The following is a 15,954-nucleotide window of genomic DNA, read 5'->3' as shown; positions in this document are numbered from 1 at the left end:
ACCCGCGCGCGACGTATGTTCCCGGCAATGCCCGTCGCGCCCGGGTGCGCTCCTACGCCAGGCATTGCACAGGCGCCCAGCGCGTTCAACGCTACAGCGCCCGCGTGACCTGCCCGCACAAGCCGATCTCTGCCAGCACCGCCTGGGCCTGAGTCAACTGCATATCTGCCACGCAGACCTGCAGCACGCCGAAGGCGGGCAGCTCGCCGGCGCCGCCCAGCAGCGATTCACCGAAGACGAACGCGGTGATGCCGGCATCTTCCAGCGCGTGCTTGGCCAGATGCGCATCGATGAGGTGACTGGCGCGGTAGGCGATTTGCATCTTCAGCCACGCTCCGCACGTTCGCGCGCTGCGCCGTTGCGCCAGTCGCGCAACGCCGGCAACGCATCCAGCGCCGCCAGATAATCGCCGGCCGCTTCAAACAACGGCACGCCGTAGCTGGAAAAACGCAGCGCCACCGGCGCATACATCGCATCGACGATGCCGAACTGCCCACACAGGAACTGCCCGGCATGGCCGTGTTCGGCGCGCAGGCTGGCCCACAGCGCCTGGATGCGCGTGATATCGCGCTCGGCGGCCGCATCCCACTGGGCAGGGCCCGGCGCGCGGGCCAGATTCATCGGCAGCTGGCTGCGCAAGGCCGCAAAGCCCGAATGCATCTCCGCCGCGGCAGCGCGCGCCTGTGCGCGCACGGCAAGGTCGGCCGGCCAGCCGCGCCCGTCCAGCCAGCGCTCGTTGATGTACTCGCAGATCGCCAGCGAATCCCACACATGCAGGGCGTCGTCCCACAGCACCGGCACCTGGCGGGTCGGCGAATACCCGGCAATACGCGCCTGGAATTCGGGCGTCGCCAGTGGCAGCGCGACTTCCTCGAACGGCACCTTGAAGTGACGCAACAGCAGCCACGGCCGCAACGACCAGGAAGACAAGGTCTTGTCGCCGATCACCAGACGGGGCAGTGACATGGGCTCGAGCGCTCCAACGGGGTCGGCGCAGCGTACGCGTCGCGGCCGATGCCCGCCAGCCATGCCGGGCCGCACGGCATGCCCTGTCCTGCAGCACGCGCGCAAGGCCGTGTTTGCGGATCAACAGCGCGAAGAAGCCAAGCGTGAGGCGAGAGCGGCTTTGGCACCGCGGTTGTTGCGCGAAGGGCGCTCCGACCGCGCCTGCTCGCCTGGTCCGTCGGCGCCGCCTGGCGTGCCGGTGGGTTGCAGCGTGAAGGCAGGCGACGCCAGAACCCACGCAACCCCGGCACGGCCTGCAGGGGCGATTGGGCACCAGGCCACACGCAAATCGACGCCCAGACGGCACCCCGCCGCCGCCCGCGCCTACCCCTATCCGGTGCCACCGCCTAAACTTGCGGTTTACCTATTGCTGATGCGCGCATGTCCGAGACCCTAGCCACCGACGCCACCGCCCCGGCGGAGAAGAAAGACTTCATCCGCCAGATCGTCCGCGAGGATCTGGCCAGCGGCAAGCACACGGTCATCCGCACCCGCTTCCCGCCCGAGCCCAACGGCTACCTGCACATCGGCCATGCCAAGGCGATCTGCCTGGATTTCGGACTGGCGGCCGAGTTCGGGGGGCTGTGCAATCTGCGCCTGGACGATACCAACCCGGCCAAGGAAGACCCCGAGTTCGTGGTCGCCATCCAGGACGATGTGCGCTGGCTGGGCTATGAGTGGGCGCAACTGCGCCACGCCTCGGATTATTTCGAGGTGTATTACCTGGCCGCGCAGAAGCTGATTCGCGATGGCCATGCGTTCGTGTGCGACCTGTCCGCAGAACAGGTGCGCGAGTACCGTGGCACGCTGACCGAGCCCGGCCGCAATTCGCCGTTCCGCGAGCGCAGCGTCGAAGAAAACCTGGAGCTGTTCGCGCGCATGCGTGCCGGCGAATTCCCCGACGGCGCGCGCACGCTGCGCGCCAAGATCGACATGGCCAGCGGCAACATCAACCTGCGCGACCCGGCGCTGTACCGCATCAAGCATGTGGAGCACCAGAACACCGGCAATGCGTGGCCGATCTACCCCATGTACGACTTCGCGCATTCGCTCGGCGATGCGGTGGAAGGCATCACCCACTCGCTGTGCACGCTGGAATTCGAAGACCACCGCCCGTTGTACGACTGGTGCGTGGACAAGGTGGACCTGGCCGGTCACCCGGAACTGCTGCAGCCGCTGCTGGACAAGGGCTTGCCGCGCGAAGCGGCCAAGCCGCGGCAGATCGAGTTTTCGCGCCTCAACATCAATTACACGGTGATGAGCAAGCGCAAGCTCACCGCGCTGGTGGAAGAGCAACTGGTGGACGGTTGGGACGACCCGCGCATGTACACGCTGCAGGGCCTGCGCCGCCGCGGCTACACGCCGGCGGCGATGCGGTTGTTCGTCGACCGCGTGGGCATCAGCAAGCAGAACTCGCTGATCGATTTCTCGGTGCTGGAAGGTTGCCTGCGCGAGGATCTGGACGCAGCGGCGCCGCGCCGCATGGCCGTGATCGATCCGCTCAAGCTGGTGCTGACCAACCTGCCGGAAGGCCACGCCGAAACGCTGCAATTTTCCAACCACCCCAAGGACGACAGCTTTGGCACACGCGAGGTGCCGTTCGCGCGCGAGCTGTGGATCGAGCGCGAGGATTTTGCCGAGGTTCCGCCCAAGGGCTGGAAGCGTCTGGTGCCGGGCGGCGAAATCCGCTTGCGCGGCGCAGGCATTGCGCGCGTGGACGAGGTGATCAAGAACGCCGACGGCGAGATCGTCGAACTGCGCGGCTGGCTGGATCCGGAATCGCGACCGGGCATGGAAGGTGCCAACCGCAAGGTCAAGGGCACCATCCACTGGGTCAGCGCCGCGCACGCGGTGGAAGCGGAAATCCGCCTGTACGACCGCCTGTTTTCGGTGGAGAAGCCCGACGACGAATCCGAAGGCAAGACCTACCGCGATTACCTGAACCCCGAATCCAAGCGCAACGTGCGCGGCTACGTGGAGCCGGGTGCAGCGTTGGCAGCGCCCGAGCAGGCGTTCCAGTTCGAACGCACCGGTTACTTCGTTGCCGACCGTCGCGACCATAGTGCGGCCACACCGGTCTTCAATCGCAGCGTGACCTTGCGCGATACCTGGGCCAAGTAAGCGCGCAGGACAGCCAGCGGCGCTCTTGCAAGCAGGGCGTCGCTGCCAGCGAGATCGGTCGGCGGCTGTGCGGCTGCAGAGGCGGCATCTGCGTTATCACGCACCCTCGCCGCCGCAGCGCCGATGCGCAGCAGACTGGCCGCCATGCCGTGGATCTGCAGACCATCACGATCGTGGCGGTCGCGCAGGTGCTGCGACGCCATCCCACTGATTGCGCAACGCCATCGTTCGCACGCGGCGCGGTGCGTGTGACCGACGACATCACAGCGGCTGGAACAGCGCACCGTTGCGGCGTGGCGGGGTTGTATCTGTCTGCAGCGCTCGCCTTGATCAACGCCCTGCCGCACGGCACGCTGCAATACACGCCCTGAGGAACGGCACGATGCGTGAACGCTTGATGGTGGGTGTCGCCTGCGGAATCGGCGCAGGCGCGCTGTGGGGGCTGGTGTTTCTGGCACCGCAACTGCTGGGCGCTTTTACGCCGCTGCAGTTGGCGGTGGCGCGGTATCTCGCGTATGGCGCCGTGGCGGCCTTGCTGCTGGCGCCCCGCGCGCGGCAGACCGCTGCCCGGCTGGGCGCTGCCGAATGGTGGGCGCTGGTGCGCTTGAGCCTGATGGGAAACCTGGTTTATTACGTGCTGCTTGGCAGCGCCGTGCAGTGGGCAGGCGGCGCGGCAACGGCATTGATCATCGGGCTGTTGCCGGTGGTGGTCACCGTGATCGGGACGCGGGCCGCCGGTGCGGTGCAATTGCGACGTCTGGCCGCGCCCTGCGTGCTGTGCGTGATCGGCGTGACATTGGTGGCACTGGATACCGTGCAGGACGACTCCGGCCAGCAGGCAAGCGATCGGCTGACCCGGATCGCCGGCCTGCTGTGTGCGGCGGGTGCGCTGGTGTCGTGGTCGGCCTATTCGATCGCCAATGCGCGCTGGTTGCGGCGGCGCCCGGATCTGTCCGGCGGCGACTGGTCGTTGCTCACCGGCGTGGTCACCGGCGCACTGGCGTTGTTGCTGGCACCGGTGGCCCTGATCGGCAGTGCAACGCATGCACCGCTCGAGTGGGCAAGTTTCTGGGGCGTGTCGCTGTTGTTGGGCATCCTGGCCTCGATCATCGGCAACGCGCTGTGGAACCGTGCCAGTCGCGTGCTACCGCTGACCCTGGTCGGGCAGATGATCGTGTTCGAGACGGTCTTTGCGCTGCTGTACGGCTTCGCCTGGGAAATGCGCCTGCCCACGCCACTGGAGCTGGCCGCCATCGCCTGCCTGCTGGTCGGCGTGCTGTGGTGCGCAGCACTGCATGCGCAAGCGAAATGACGCCGGTACCTGATGCACGCGGCGGCCTAGAGTGCAGGCTGTGTCAGCCAGCGATGCTGCCATGTGCCTCCCGCAACCATGCTTACGCCCACCTGCAAATATCTTGCGCGGCGCGGTGTTTTCGCTGTCGATCGGCCTGGCGGCCTGCTCGCCGCAGCCGCCCATCTCGGACGCGGCGACTCCGGCCGAGGTGTTCTGTACGCTGCTTCCGGGTCGGCTAGATGACGATCTGCCCAGCGATCGCCGCGACGAAAGCATGCAGCAACTGGACCTTGCCACGCGCTGCCACCGGTCACTGCGCAGACGGCGTTGACTTCACCAAGAGCGGCTGACAACACGTATCGAGCAGTCGCCAGGTGGGTGCGGACGGTACGGAGGAACCGGAGTGGACGCGTGGCACGTGCCGATTCGAGCATCGGCCGCGCCCGCATGGGGCTGCACAATGGTTTTGTTAGCTGCTCCAAGACTGCAGGCATGTCCCGGTCACACCCAACGCCATCGCCAGCGTCATCAGCCTCAACGCGCGCATGACCTGGATTGCGGGATCTTGTCGCTGATCCTGCGCGCGCCACATTCCGCGCATCCGGGGCTTACCATGGCCGCTCACCTATCCTGATCGGAGCGGCCGCATGTCCCGTCTTTTGTCCCGGTGTCTGAGCACGCTATTGCTGCTGGCCTGTCTTGGGTCGATTGGCTGCGTGGCCGCACCACCGGCCGATACCGCCACGCCGCCTGCGGCGACCGGCGCGACACGCGGCCCGGCAACCGGCAAGGCGGTCATCGTCACCGCCACCTGCCGCACCGATGCCGATTGCACGGTGAAGAATGTCGGCAACTGTTGCGGTGCGTTTCCGGCCTGCGTCAACGTCAACAGCGCCACCGACCCCAAAGGCGTGCTGGCGCAATGCCAGGCTGGCGGCATGATGAGCGTGTGCGGCTTCCGCGAGATCAGCGCCTGCCAGTGCGTGGCCGGCCAATGTGCCGCAAAGGACGCGCAGGCCGATACACTGCGCCCCGCCACTCCCCCTACAGACATGGTCCACTGATGCTCTACGCGCACGTCCACCTCACCCTGCCCGACTGGATCCACGCGCATGTCGACGACAGCCGCGCCTATCCCAGCGATGAGGACAAGGTGGCCCTGGCGATCGAGCTGTCACGGATGAATGTGCGCGAGCGCAGCGGCGGCCCGTTCGGCGCGGTGGTGTTCGGCCCGGACCACCGCATCATCGCCGCGGCAGTGAACCGCGTGGTGCCGCAGACCACCTCGCTGGCGCATGCCGAAAACATGGCCTACATGCTCGCGCAACAGCGCCTGCAGACGCCACGCTTGAACGATGTGCTGTCGCCGGTGACGCTGGCCACCTCCGCGCAGCCGTGCTGCCAGTGCTACGGCGCCACCGTATGGGCCGGCATCGATCGCCTGCTGATCGGCGCGCGCGCCGACGACGTGATGGCGCTGACGCAATTCGACGAAGGCCCGTTGCCGGCCGACTGGGTGGGCGAACTGACCCGTCGCGGCATCGAGGTGGTGCGCGACGTGCTGCGCGACCAGGCGTGTACCGTGCTGCGCAACTACGGCGAGGGCGGCGGTGACCATTATTGATGTCGCAGGCGCAATGGGCGCCGGGCAGGTGCAGCGATGAGCGGCCTGCTGTGTTATTGCCGGCAGGGTTTCGAACCTGAGCTGGCCGCAGAACTGAGCGCGCGCGCGGCATTCGTCGGCATCGCCGGTTATGCGCGCACCCAGCGCAACGATGGCTATGTGCTGTTCGTCTGCGACGACGCCGCGCAACTTGCAGCAAAACTGCAGTGGCGCGAGTTGATCTTCGCCCGGCAAAAGCTGGTGGTGATTGCCGAGCTGAAGGGCATCGACCCCAAGGACCGGATCACGCCGATCCTGGCCGCGCTGGACGGGCAGCAGCGCTTTGGCGATCTGTGGGTGGAACACCCGGATTCGGACGCGGGCAAGCCGCTGGCGGGCCTGGCGCGCAGCTTCGGCAATGCGCTGCGCCCGGCCCTGCGCAAGGCCGGCTTGCTCACCGACAAGCCGCAACTGCGCCAACCGCGGTTGCACGTCTGTTTTCTCGACGGCGACCACGCCGTACTGGCGATGGCCGACAGCGCCGACAGCGCGCCGTGGCCACTGGGCATTCCACGCCTGAAGTTGCTGCCGGAAGCGCCCTCGCGCTCTGCGCTCAAGCTCGACGAAGCCCTGCTGACGCTGCTCACGCCCGAAGAACGCGACACACGGGTCAAGCCGGGCATGCGCGCAGCCGATCTGGGCGCTGCGCCCGGCGGCTGGACCTGGGTACTGACGCGGCAGCACGTGCACGTGACCAGCGTGGACAACGGCCCGCTGCGCGAGCATGTGCTGGAGACCGGGCTGGTGGAGCATCTGCGTGCCGACGGCTTTCACTGGAAGCCTGCGCAACCGCTGGACTGGATGGTCTGCGACATGGTCGAGCAACCGCGCCGCGTGGCCGAACGCATGGCCACCTGGGTGCGCGAAGGCTGGTGCCGCAACACCATCTTCAACCTCAAGCTGCCGATGAAAAAGCGCTGGGACGAGACCCGTCTATGCCTGGACCTGTTCGAGCAACAGGCAGAAAAGTCATTGATCGTGCGCGCCAAGCAGCTGTATCACGATCGCGAGGAGATCACGGTACTGGCGATGCGGGAGTGAGGCCGGGAATCGGGAATCGGGAATCGGGAATCGGGAATCGGGAATCGTAAAAGCAGTTGGCCGGTTCGGCTGTGTATGCTGTCGTCGATTCCTTCGACCACCGCGCAACGTTCACTGAGCGTTTGAATCATTCCTGCAGCGATGCTCTGAGCGTTTGAAGCGCGCCTGAGGCGTGCAGCGGGAATCCTCGTGATGGTTGTCCCGTGCCTTGTAGTAGAAATTGCTTCCCGACTGGCGCGGCTCGCTTCTGCGAAATTGACGCTTGCTCTTCTCACTGAATCGACATGTCTGCGGCCGCGGGTTGCCGCTGGTGTGCTGCTTGCGGCTGTCGGCCATTGATTGCGGGCGTGACGCACCGCGGCTGATTGGCCGCTTGCTCGCTCCACAGTCGGGATATGTGTTGGCCGCTGTGTGCTGCCATGCCTGGCGGCCCTGGGCCGCTGCTTGCTATTGCGGTGGCCCCGGCGGCACTTGGCCGCCGGAACCGGCTCGTTTACAGCACGATGCGCTTGCTGCCCTCGCGCGCCGAACGGTAGATCGCATCGACGATGCGGATGTCGCGCAGACCTTCTTCGCCCGGTGCACGTAATGGTGCGCCGTTCATAATCGCCAGCGCGTCTTCGTCCATCTGCAGCGCTTGCTGATGCGGCACCTTGGCGTCGAACACGCGGCCATCGCTGGCCCTGCCGGTCACGCCCTGGTAGCTCTGGAAGGGCGACAACTCGTACCAGCCACGCTCGCATTCGGCGCGCAACACATTCATGTTCTTGCCGAAGCTGGTCTTGCACTCGGCGCGCACCGCATTGGGAAACTCCAGGGTGAAGTCCATGTGCTCGTCGACTTCATCGAACAGATCGGGTCGGTCGGTCCAGCGCTTGGCCGTCACTGCCAGCGGCTCGGCGCCGGTTGTATAGCGGGCGGCATTGAGCGGATACACGCCCATGTCGTACATCGCGCCACCACCGAACTGCGAGCGCAACCGCCACGGGCGATCGGCCTTGGCGGTGCCTTGGTAGCCGTTGTACCCGGCCTCGGCACGCACGCGCTGCATCGCGCCGAACGGTTTCTCGCTGGCCATCGCAATCACGCGCCGCGTATTGGGTTCATGCTGCATGCGGTAGCCGATCGTCAGCGCCACCTTGTTGCGTTTGCAGGCAGCGATCATGGCCTCGCATTCACCGGCATGCATCGCCATCGGCTTTTCGCACCATACATGCTTGCCTGCGGCAGCCGCACGCAGGGTCAGTGGTGCATGCAGATGCGTGGGCGTGACGATGTACACCACATCGATGTCGTCGTTGTCGGCAATACGATCGAAGTTCTCGTAGTTGTAGACATTGCGGTCGGCGATGCCGTACTTGGATTGCCACTGCGGAATCTTCGACGGCGTACCGGTGACGATCCCGGCGAGCTTGCAATGCTTGGTCAGTGCCAGGCCGGGCGCGAGCTGTTCGCTGGCATAACTTCCCAACCCGACCAACGCGACATTGAGCGGTTTTCCGGGCTTTTTCTTCGGCACTGCCCACGTCGGTGCAGCGAGCAGGATGCCTGCACCGCCAAAGGCGGCAAGCAAGCGGCGACGTGTGATCGATTCCACGGACATGCAAACCTCCTTCGCGGGTGTGGGCGTACTGCTCGCGCACCTTACTTGATCGGGTGTGATCACCGCCATGGTCGCGCTGCACGTTCTGGCACACTGCTGGCGATCACATCCGGAGCATTGCGCATGACCCTCGCTGCCCATCTTCGCTGTTTGCCGCTGGCACTGCTGTTGTCCAGTTCGCTCGCCATCGCTGCCGACACACCCTTCGTTGCGCGCGATCTGATCGGCGATGGCGCATTCACACACAATGCCGAAGGCCCGGCGACTGGTCCGGATGGCGCGCTGTACGCGGTGAACCTGGGCAAGGACGGCACCATCGCGCGCATCGCGCTGCAGGCAGACGGCAGCGCACGTGCCGAGGTGTTCGTCACCTTGCCCGCGGGAAGCACCGGCAATGGCATCCGCTTTCGCGACGGCACCATGTATGTCGCCGATTACACCGGCCACAAGATCCTGCAGGTGAACATGCAAACGCGCGCGGTGAGTACCTTTGCGGCGTTGCCCGAAGCAGACGGCCCCAACGATCTGGCGCTGGCGCCCGATGGCAGCTTCTACGCCAGCGATCCGAACTGGAAGGACAATGGCGGGCGCTTGTGGCACATCGGCCGCGACGGCGCGGTGCGCTTGCTGGAAGCAGGGATGACCACGCCAAACGGCCTGGATGTCAGCCCCGACGGCAAGCACCTGTATGTCAACGAAAGCATGTCGCGCAAGGTGTGGGTCTACGACCGTGGCAGCGACGGCAGCCTGCGCAACAAACGGCTGCTGATCAGCTTTGCCGATTTCGGCATGGACGGCATGCGCTGCGATGCCGACGGCAATCTGTACATCGCCCGCTACGATGCCGGGCAGATTGCAGTGGTGTCGCCGCAGGGCAAGCTGCTGCGCACGGTTGCATTGAAGGGACGCAAGGCCAGCAACGTGGCCTTCGGCGGTGCCGATGGCAAGCAGGTGTTCGTCACCTTGCAGGATCGTGGCGCAGTTGAAACGTTCAGGTCCGATCGTCGCGGGCGCGAAACCGGACACTGAAACTGGCGTGTGCGTCGCATTGGTTCTCAGGCCGCGCAACAGCGTCCTGGCATGCTGCAGGTCACCTGTGGAGGACTCCCCATGCAACCGATCGAATTGAAGGACGCGGCCGCCTTCGGCAGCCAATTTCTGCGCCTGACCCTGTTGCAGGGGTTTCAGTCGCTGACCAAGCGTGACCTGGAATTGTTGATCTTCGTGCTGCTCGAACGCGATGGCGCCATCTCGCGCAACAGCTCCAACGCGGCGGTCGCATTGCAGTTGCGGGTAACGTCGGCCAAGGTCAAGGCGCTGCGGCGCGATGGCTATGCGCGTTGGCGCTCGCTGGTGCCCGAAGAGGGCGACGCGGCGATGCAGCGGATCGTCGCCAACGTGCTCACCGAAGACAATCTGCGCTCCGGCGCAAAACATGTCAGCGAACGCAGCCGCAAGGAAGGCTTTTTGGCGGTGCGCATCGAACACCCCGACGACGCGCAACAGTTCGAACAAGCCATTTTGGATGTCGGTGCGCTGCCGGTGTACGAACGCAACCGCGAAGTGGTCGCGGTGCGTTTCGACACGCTGCTGAAAATCGCCGAGCGCTGGGGCTACCTGCAACCGGATCCGCAAGCCACCGTGCGCGCTTTGCAGAAACTCACACCCACCGCAGAAGAGGTGTCGGACCTGCTCAAGAAGGACATCGCGCAGGTGCGCTGGGACGACGTGCGCCGGGCACTCAACAGCCTGGGTGCCAAGGCGGTGACGAGCACGGCGGAGGGCGGCCTGAAGGGGTTGCTGAAGATCGTGTTCCCCTTCATCCCCGGCTGAGTGGCGCTCACCAGAGCACTGCGCGATGCGATGCGCAGTGCTCGCCTCACGCTGACTGCGCAGCAGCGCGACAAGGCATGTTCGCCGCTTGTGACACTCCAGCAACGTATCCCGGCCGCCAAGCGCAGCGCCGCCGTCACGCCCAGCGCAACAGGCCGCCAGGCCCTATGATTGTGGGCTGTTCCGCATCAGGGGGATCTGATGACTACCCGCAGTCTTGCCACACTCGTTTCCACGCTGTCGCTCTTGCTCTGCACTGCCGCACAGGCGCAACAGGCGCCCACGACGCCGGCCAGCAGCATGCCGCTGATCGACGTGCCCAGTGCCATCCGCACCCAGCCGCTGTCCAGTGGCGAGGTCACCCATCAAACCGAACTGGAACGCCCGCGCGGGGAATCCAGCGTGATCGTGCGTTCGATCCAGCCCAGCAGCGTGGTCGGCAGCTATCGCATCGATTTCGAAGCCATGGATACCGATGGCGATGGCCGCATCAGCCGTGCGGAGGCGCAGGCCAACCCTGCCCTGGCCGATGAATTCGACGCGCTCGACACCCGTCACAGCGGGTACCTGACCCGCGAACAGCTCGCCGGCTGGCTGATTCGCTGATCGTCGTAACGGCAGGCGCGGCGCTACTACGCAGCCGCGCACTGTGCTTCGCATCATGCTTTCGCCCCCTCTTGCAGCGCCCGCTTCGGTCGGCTAGATTGTATTTGACGGATACAATCTGGACGGATCGATGACCGCTTGCCTCTCACTTGCCGCCGACCTTGGCTACCAGCTGCAACTCGCCGCCCTGGCCTCCAGCCACGCCGCGCGCCAGGAATTGGCCGAACTGCAGCTGACCCCGGCGCGCGTGACCGCGTTGATCCACATCCGCGATCAACCCGGCTGCGACCAGACCGAGCTGGGCAACCGGCTGCTGGTTAATCGCGCCGCCGGCATGAAGATCGCCAATGCGCTGGCCGAGCAAGGCCTGATCGAACGCCTTGCCGGCCGCGACCGTCGCAGCAAGGGCCTGTACCTGACCGACGCGGGCGAGCGCACGCTGCTGGTTGCACAGGGCTGCCTGGCGCGCGCGGGCGAACGCACCTGCACCGGCCTGCAGGCCGGCGAGCAACAAACCCTGCTGCGCCTGCTCTGCAAGTTGAACGCCAGCGCTGCGCTGGAGCGCGCCGCCGTACCAGACACCGCGCTGGCCGAAGCGCTCTGAGCCCATCAACGCATCAGCACTCTCACGACTCGAAGGAGACGCCGCTTGAACGAGCATGACGTGGTATCGGTTCGCATCGAAAACCGCATCGCCTGGGTGAAGTTCGCTCGCCCCGACAAGCGCAACGCGATGAGCCCGGCGCTCAACCGCCGCATGATGGACGTGCTGGACGAGCTGGAGTTCGACGACAACGTCGGCGTGCTGGTGCTCGGCGGCGAAGGCACCGCCTGGTCGGCGGGCATGGACCTGAAGGAATATTTCCGCGAAACCGAAGCGCAGGGCCTGCGTGGCGTGCGGCGCTCGCAGCGCGAATCGTACGGCTGGTTCCGTCGTCTGCGCTGGTACCAGAAGCCGACCATCGCCATGGTCAACGGCTGGTGTTTCGGCGGTGGCTTCGGCCCGCTGTTTGCCTGCGACTTGGCGATTGCCGCCGATGAGGCGCAATTTGGCCTGTCGGAAATCAACTGGGGCATCCTGCCCGGTGGTGGCGTCACCAAGGTCGCGGTGGAACTGCTGTCGATGCGCGATGCGATGTGGATGACGCTGACCGGTGAAATGGTAGATGGCAAGAAGGCTGCCGAATGGCGCCTGGTCAACGAAAGCGTGCCATTGGAACGCCTGGAAGCCCGCACCCGCGAAGTGGCCGAGCTGCTGCTGCGCAAGAACCCGGTCGCACTCAAGTACGCCAAGGATGCGGTACGCCGCGTCGGCACCATGACCTACGACGAGGCCGAAGACTACCTGGTGCGCATGCAGGAAGCGGCCAACTCGTTCGACAACAACGCCCGCAAGGAAGGCATCCGTCAGTTCATCGACGAGAAGAGCTACAAGCCTGGCCTGGGCGAGTACGACCTCAGCAAGCACCGAGCGTAAGCGCGTCCTACGGCGTCCAAGCGGTGCGCGTTGCGCGTGCATCGCTGGCGCTGCCAGTGGTTTTCTGCACCGAGGAGGGAGTATGGAAGCCTTATCCGAAACGCTGCGCGGGATCGCCGCGCGCAGTCCCCTGGGCCTGTTCATCGATGGGCAATGGCGCGCAAGCACCGGCGATCGCACTGTCGATGTGATCGCGCCGCACACCGAACAACCGCTGCTGTGCTACACCGAGCCCTCGCACGCAGATACCGAAGCGGCCATCGCTGCTGCACGCAGCGCGTTCGACCATGGCCCCTGGCCGCAGCTTTCCGCGCAAGAGCGCAGCGTGGTGCTCAAGCGGGTGGCCGATCACTTGCGTGCACGCATGCCGGAGCTGGCCGAAGCATGGACCGGCCAGGTGGGCGCCACCATCGGCTTCAGCAGGCGCGCGTCGCAGCAGGCGCCGGATTTATTCGACTACTACGCCGATCTGATTGCCACCCACGCATTCGTCGAACCGCGCGTGCGCCCCAATGGTGGCCGCGTGCATGTGGTGCAGGAGCCGGTTGGCGTGGTCGCCGCCATCACGCCCTGGAACGCGCCGCTGGTATTGCTGTGCTACAAGGTCGCCGCCGCGCTGGCTGCCGGCTGCACGGTGGTGGCCAAACCCTCGCCGGAAACCCCGATCGATGCCTATATCCTGGCCGAGTGCATCAGCGCCGCCGGCGTGCCCGATGGCGTGTTCAACCTGCTCCCCGCCGGCTGCGAGGTGGGCGAGCAATTGATCCGCCACCCGCACGTGGACAAGGTCAGCTTCACCGGCTCTACCCAGGCCGGCCGCTCGATCGGCATTGCCTGCGCCGAGCGTCTGGCACGGGTTGGCCTGGAGCTGGGCGGCAAATCGGCAGCGATCGTGCTTGAAGATGCCGACCTCGCCAAGGTGCTGCCCAGCCTGGTGCCCTACTCCATGCCGATCGCCGGACAGGTGTGTTTCTCGTTGACCCGCGTCCTGGTGCCGGCGCAGCGCCGCGAAGAAATCCTGCAGGCGTATTGCGCGGCATTGAGCGCCGTGAAACTGGGCGACCCGTTTGCGGCAGACACCGGCATGGGCCCGTTGGCCCTTGGCCGCCAGCTCGAACGTGTGCAGTCCTACATCGCCAAGGGCAAGGCCGAGGGCGCACGCCTGGTCATGGGTGGAGGCCGCCCGGCGCACCTGTCGCGCGGCTTCTTCGTCGAGCCGACGGTGTTTGCCGAGGTGACGCCGGACATGACCATTGCGCGCGAGGAGATCTTCGGACCAGTGGTGAGCTTCATCGACTACCACGACGACGCCGACCTCATCGCCAAGGCCAATGCCAGCGACTACGGCCTGCACGGCACCATCTACAGCGAAGACGCCGAACGCGCCTATCGCATCGCGCGCCGCGTGCGCAGCGGCAGTCATGCAATCAACGGCATGTGGGTCGATATCAGCATGCCATTCGGTGGCTTCAAGCACTCGGGCATCGGCCGCGAAGGCGGAATCGAAGGCCTGCAGGCCTTCCTCGAAACCAAGACCGTCTACCTGAGCTAGCGCACAGCCCAAGCAACGCGCGCCTGCCTGGGTATTGGCATGCACACCAGCAACCGATTGCACACTGCTTGCCTGCCGTGCGCCGGCATGCGTGTGGCGGCACCGGCCGTTCGCGCACCACGTTTTTGCGCGACGTCTCAACCTTTCGCACACAGCACCCGCACCCACACCCAGTCACCTCCCACTCTTCCAGAAGACCGCGCCATGGCCATGCCGACCGACTCGATCGCCTTCCACGCCCGTCTCTCGCCGCAACAGCTTGCCGCACGCGATTTGGTGCAGGGCCTGGAATGGACGTACGCCGAAATGGATGCGTTGGTGGGCCGCCTGGCGGCCTTGCTGCGTCGGCGTGGCTGCGTCGATGGCGAGCGGCTGGCGGTGCTGGCGCGCAATTCGGTTTGGCAGGTGGCCCTGCACTTTGCCTGCGGGCGGGTCGGCGCGATCTATGTCCCGCTCAACTGGCGGTTGAGCGCAAGCGAGCTCGATGCGCTACTGCAACGCGCAGAGCCGCGCGTGCTGCTGGGCGACGATGTCGCTGCCGGTCGCACGGACATGGAAAGCCTGGCAGGTTTTATCGGGAGCGCCGATGCACTGGAGCCTGCCGACACGCCATCGATTCCGCCGGAGCGTGTGAGCCTGATCCTGTTTACCTCCGGCACTTCAGGCCAGCCCAAGGGCGTGATGCTCAGCGAGCAGAACCTGCGGCATGCCGCGCATAACTTCGGCGTCACCACACGCGTGGATGCGCGCAGCAGCTTTCTGTGCGAAGCGCCGATGTTTCACATCATCGGCCTGGTCACCAATGTGCGCTCGGCGCTGGCGGTGGGCGGTTCGATCCAGGTCTCCAATGGCTTCGAGCCCAAACGCTCGTTGGGCTGGCTTGCCGATCCATCGCTGGGAATCACGCATTACGTCGGCGTGCCGCAGATGATGCAGGCATTTCGCCAACAGCCCGGCTTCGATGCGGCAGCGCTGCGCCATCTCACCGCATTGGTCAGCGGTGGCGCGCCGCACGCCAGCGACGATCTGCTTGGCTGGCTGGACGATGGCATCCCGATGGTCTGCGGCTTCGGCATGAGCGAAGCCGGCACGGTGTTCGGCATGTCGGTGGATTGCGATGTGATCCGCAACAAGCTGGGCGCGGCCGGCATCGCGACGCCATCGGTGCGCACGCGCGTGGTCGATGACAACGGCAACGACTGCCCAGCGGGCGTTCCCGGCGAATTGCTCTTGCGCGGCCCCAACCTCAGCCCCGGTTACTGGCGCGATCCGCAGGCAAGCGCCGACGTGCTCGATGGGCAGGGCTGGTTCCGTACCGGCGATATCGTGCAGCGCGATGCCGACGGTTTCTTCTGGGTCGTCGACCGCAAGAAAGACATGTTCATTTCCGGCGGCGAGAACGTGTATCCGGCAGAGATCGAAGCGTTGCTCGCAGACCACCCGGACATCCGCGAGTGCGCGGTGGTCGGCCTGGCCGACCCGCAATGGGGCGAGGTAGGTTATCTGGCGATCGTGCCGGCCGCTGCGGCACCGGACCTGGAGGAGATCCGCAACTATCTGGCCGCACGCCTGGCCAAGTACAAGGTGCCCCCAAGCATCTGCGCGTGGTGGACGCCTTGCCGCGCACGGCAACCGGCAAATTACAAAAAGCGCGCTTGAAGGACACCTTGGCCAGTGACACCTGAGGTGCCGTCGCATGGGCGCGAATGCGCACCGCCAACGGCACGACGGGCAGCCTGGGCTGCCCGTTGCTGTGGCG

General features: G+C 65.8%; 15 protein-coding genes, 1 other RNA gene and 1 pseudogene. 13 read left to right on the top strand and 4 right to left on the bottom strand.

Annotation, left to right across the window (positions count from 1 at the left end):
• Positions 1-91: 91 nt before the first annotated feature.
• Together FLG15_RS04125 and FLG15_RS04120 are read right to left on the bottom strand one after the other, a co-directional pair.
• On the bottom strand, positions 92-322 hold the full coding sequence (locus tag FLG15_RS04125; RefSeq protein ID WP_039570790.1) for a putative signal transducing protein: 231 nt from the start codon (positions 320-322) through the stop codon (positions 92-94).
• A gap of 2 nt (positions 323-324) precedes the next feature.
• Entirely contained in the window at positions 325-966 is a 642-nt protein-coding gene (locus FLG15_RS04120) for a glutathione S-transferase family protein (protein WP_057679194.1), read from the bottom strand.
• Between the two features lie 420 nt (positions 967-1,386).
• On the opposite strand from FLG15_RS04120, the gene FLG15_RS04115 reads away from it, so the two are divergent.
• The 3 genes from FLG15_RS04115 to FLG15_RS04105 all read left to right on the top strand — a co-directional run bounded on the left by FLG15_RS04115 (position 1,387) and on the right by FLG15_RS04105 (position 4,438).
• Complete coding sequence (locus FLG15_RS04115; RefSeq protein ID WP_150145576.1) at positions 1,387-3,126, top strand: glutamine--tRNA ligase/YqeY domain fusion protein; 1,740 nt, start codon at positions 1,387-1,389, stop codon at positions 3,124-3,126.
• 149 nt (positions 3,127-3,275) lie between these two features.
• Positions 3,276-3,497, top strand: a complete 222-nt coding sequence (locus FLG15_RS04110) for a hypothetical protein (protein ID WP_057679196.1) — start codon at positions 3,276-3,278, stop codon at positions 3,495-3,497.
• An 11-nt stretch (positions 3,498-3,508) separates the two neighbouring features.
• Positions 3,509-4,438: a DMT family transporter gene (locus FLG15_RS04105; protein ID WP_039570781.1), complete on the top strand. Its 930-nt coding sequence runs from the start codon at positions 3,509-3,511 to the stop codon at positions 4,436-4,438.
• 326 nt (positions 4,439-4,764) lie between these two features.
• Here FLG15_RS04105 and FLG15_RS04100 read toward each other — a convergent pair.
• Positions 4,765-4,840: non-coding RNA, sX9 sRNA (locus FLG15_RS04100), on the bottom strand.
• Positions 4,841-5,136: 296 nt separating this feature from the next.
• Here FLG15_RS04100 and FLG15_RS04095 point away from each other — a divergent pair.
• Genes FLG15_RS04095 through rlmM form a run of 3 tightly spaced genes read left to right on the top strand, consistent with a single transcriptional unit; the run spans position 5,137 to position 7,124 of the window.
• Positions 5,137-5,484, top strand: coding sequence for a hypothetical protein (locus FLG15_RS04095; protein ID WP_237377094.1), 348 nt, complete (start codon positions 5,137-5,139; stop codon positions 5,482-5,484).
• A complete protein-coding gene (locus FLG15_RS04090; RefSeq protein ID WP_039570775.1) occupies positions 5,484-6,044 on the top strand; it encodes a nucleoside deaminase in 561 nt (186 codons plus the stop codon). Before FLG15_RS04095 ends, FLG15_RS04090 begins: the two co-directional genes overlap by 1 nt.
• Positions 6,045-6,080: 36 nt before the next feature.
• Complete coding sequence (gene rlmM, locus FLG15_RS04085; protein ID WP_017157292.1) at positions 6,081-7,124, top strand: 23S rRNA (cytidine(2498)-2'-O)-methyltransferase RlmM; 1,044 nt, start codon at positions 6,081-6,083, stop codon at positions 7,122-7,124.
• 493 nt (positions 7,125-7,617) lie between these two features.
• Here the strand turns inward: rlmM and FLG15_RS04080 are convergent, their stop codons facing one another.
• Entirely contained in the window at positions 7,618-8,727 is a 1,110-nt protein-coding gene (locus tag FLG15_RS04080; RefSeq protein WP_150145575.1) for a Gfo/Idh/MocA family protein, read from the bottom strand.
• A 123-nt stretch (positions 8,728-8,850) separates the two neighbouring features.
• Here FLG15_RS04080 and FLG15_RS04075 point away from each other — a divergent pair, with 123 nt between their 5' ends.
• From FLG15_RS04075 to FLG15_RS04045, 7 genes and pseudogenes are all read left to right on the top strand, one after another.
• Positions 8,851-9,756 carry an SMP-30/gluconolactonase/LRE family protein gene (locus FLG15_RS04075; protein WP_057679201.1) on the top strand — a complete coding sequence of 302 codons (906 nt, stop codon included), beginning with the start codon at positions 8,851-8,853 and terminating at the stop codon, positions 9,754-9,756.
• 81 nt (positions 9,757-9,837) lie between these two features.
• A complete protein-coding gene (locus FLG15_RS04070) occupies positions 9,838-10,560 on the top strand; it encodes a hypothetical protein (RefSeq protein WP_057659521.1) in 723 nt (240 codons plus the stop codon).
• A 201-nt stretch (positions 10,561-10,761) separates the two neighbouring features.
• Positions 10,762-11,166, top strand: coding sequence for an EF-hand domain-containing protein (locus FLG15_RS04065; protein WP_057659524.1), 405 nt, complete (start codon positions 10,762-10,764; stop codon positions 11,164-11,166).
• A 130-nt stretch (positions 11,167-11,296) separates the two neighbouring features.
• Positions 11,297-11,770 carry a MarR family winged helix-turn-helix transcriptional regulator gene (locus tag FLG15_RS04060; protein WP_017159099.1) on the top strand — a complete coding sequence of 158 codons (474 nt, stop codon included), beginning with the start codon at positions 11,297-11,299 and terminating at the stop codon, positions 11,768-11,770.
• 45 nt (positions 11,771-11,815) lie between these two features.
• Complete coding sequence (locus FLG15_RS04055) at positions 11,816-12,643, top strand: p-hydroxycinnamoyl CoA hydratase/lyase (protein ID WP_008572593.1); 828 nt, start codon at positions 11,816-11,818, stop codon at positions 12,641-12,643.
• Positions 12,644-12,725: 82 nt separating this feature from the next.
• Positions 12,726-14,195 carry an aldehyde dehydrogenase gene (locus FLG15_RS04050; RefSeq protein WP_057679203.1) on the top strand — a complete coding sequence of 490 codons (1,470 nt, stop codon included), beginning with the start codon at positions 12,726-12,728 and terminating at the stop codon, positions 14,193-14,195.
• Between the two features lie 204 nt (positions 14,196-14,399).
• Positions 14,400-15,880 (top strand): annotated as a pseudogene (locus FLG15_RS04045) (AMP-binding protein).
• Positions 15,881-15,954: the final 74 nt, after the last annotated feature.

Source organism: Xanthomonas phaseoli pv. dieffenbachiae, from assembly GCF_008639345.1.
In the GTDB taxonomy this organism is placed as follows: Bacteria; Pseudomonadota; Gammaproteobacteria; order Xanthomonadales; family Xanthomonadaceae; genus Xanthomonas; species Xanthomonas phaseoli.
This window is presented reverse-complemented; position numbering and strand designations above follow the sequence as displayed.

Bases quoted from the DNA above. Each gene is read 5' to 3' on its own strand.
- FLG15_RS04115 (WP_150145576.1), top strand. From the start codon at position 1,387: ATGTCCGAGACCCTAGCCACCGACGCCACCGCCCCGGCGGAGAAGAAA.
- FLG15_RS04120 (WP_057679194.1), bottom strand. From the start codon at position 966: ATGTCACTGCCCCGTCTGGTGATCGGCGACAAGACCTTGTCTTCCTGG.
- FLG15_RS04075 (WP_057679201.1), top strand. From the start codon at position 8,851: ATGACCCTCGCTGCCCATCTTCGCTGTTTGCCGCTGGCACTGCTGTTG.
- FLG15_RS04070 (WP_057659521.1), top strand. From the start codon at position 9,838: ATGCAACCGATCGAATTGAAGGACGCGGCCGCCTTCGGCAGCCAATTT.
- FLG15_RS04080 (WP_150145575.1), bottom strand. From the start codon at position 8,727: ATGTCCGTGGAATCGATCACACGTCGCCGCTTGCTTGCCGCCTTTGGC.
- FLG15_RS04090 (WP_039570775.1), top strand. From the start codon at position 5,484: ATGCTCTACGCGCACGTCCACCTCACCCTGCCCGACTGGATCCACGCG.
- FLG15_RS04065 (WP_057659524.1), top strand. From the start codon at position 10,762: ATGACTACCCGCAGTCTTGCCACACTCGTTTCCACGCTGTCGCTCTTG.
- rlmM (WP_017157292.1), top strand. From the start codon at position 6,081: ATGAGCGGCCTGCTGTGTTATTGCCGGCAGGGTTTCGAACCTGAGCTG.
- FLG15_RS04105 (WP_039570781.1), top strand. From the start codon at position 3,509: ATGCGTGAACGCTTGATGGTGGGTGTCGCCTGCGGAATCGGCGCAGGC.
- FLG15_RS04060 (WP_017159099.1), top strand. From the start codon at position 11,297: ATGACCGCTTGCCTCTCACTTGCCGCCGACCTTGGCTACCAGCTGCAA.
- FLG15_RS04050 (WP_057679203.1), top strand. From the start codon at position 12,726: ATGGAAGCCTTATCCGAAACGCTGCGCGGGATCGCCGCGCGCAGTCCC.
- FLG15_RS04125 (WP_039570790.1), bottom strand. From the start codon at position 322: ATGCAAATCGCCTACCGCGCCAGTCACCTCATCGATGCGCATCTGGCC.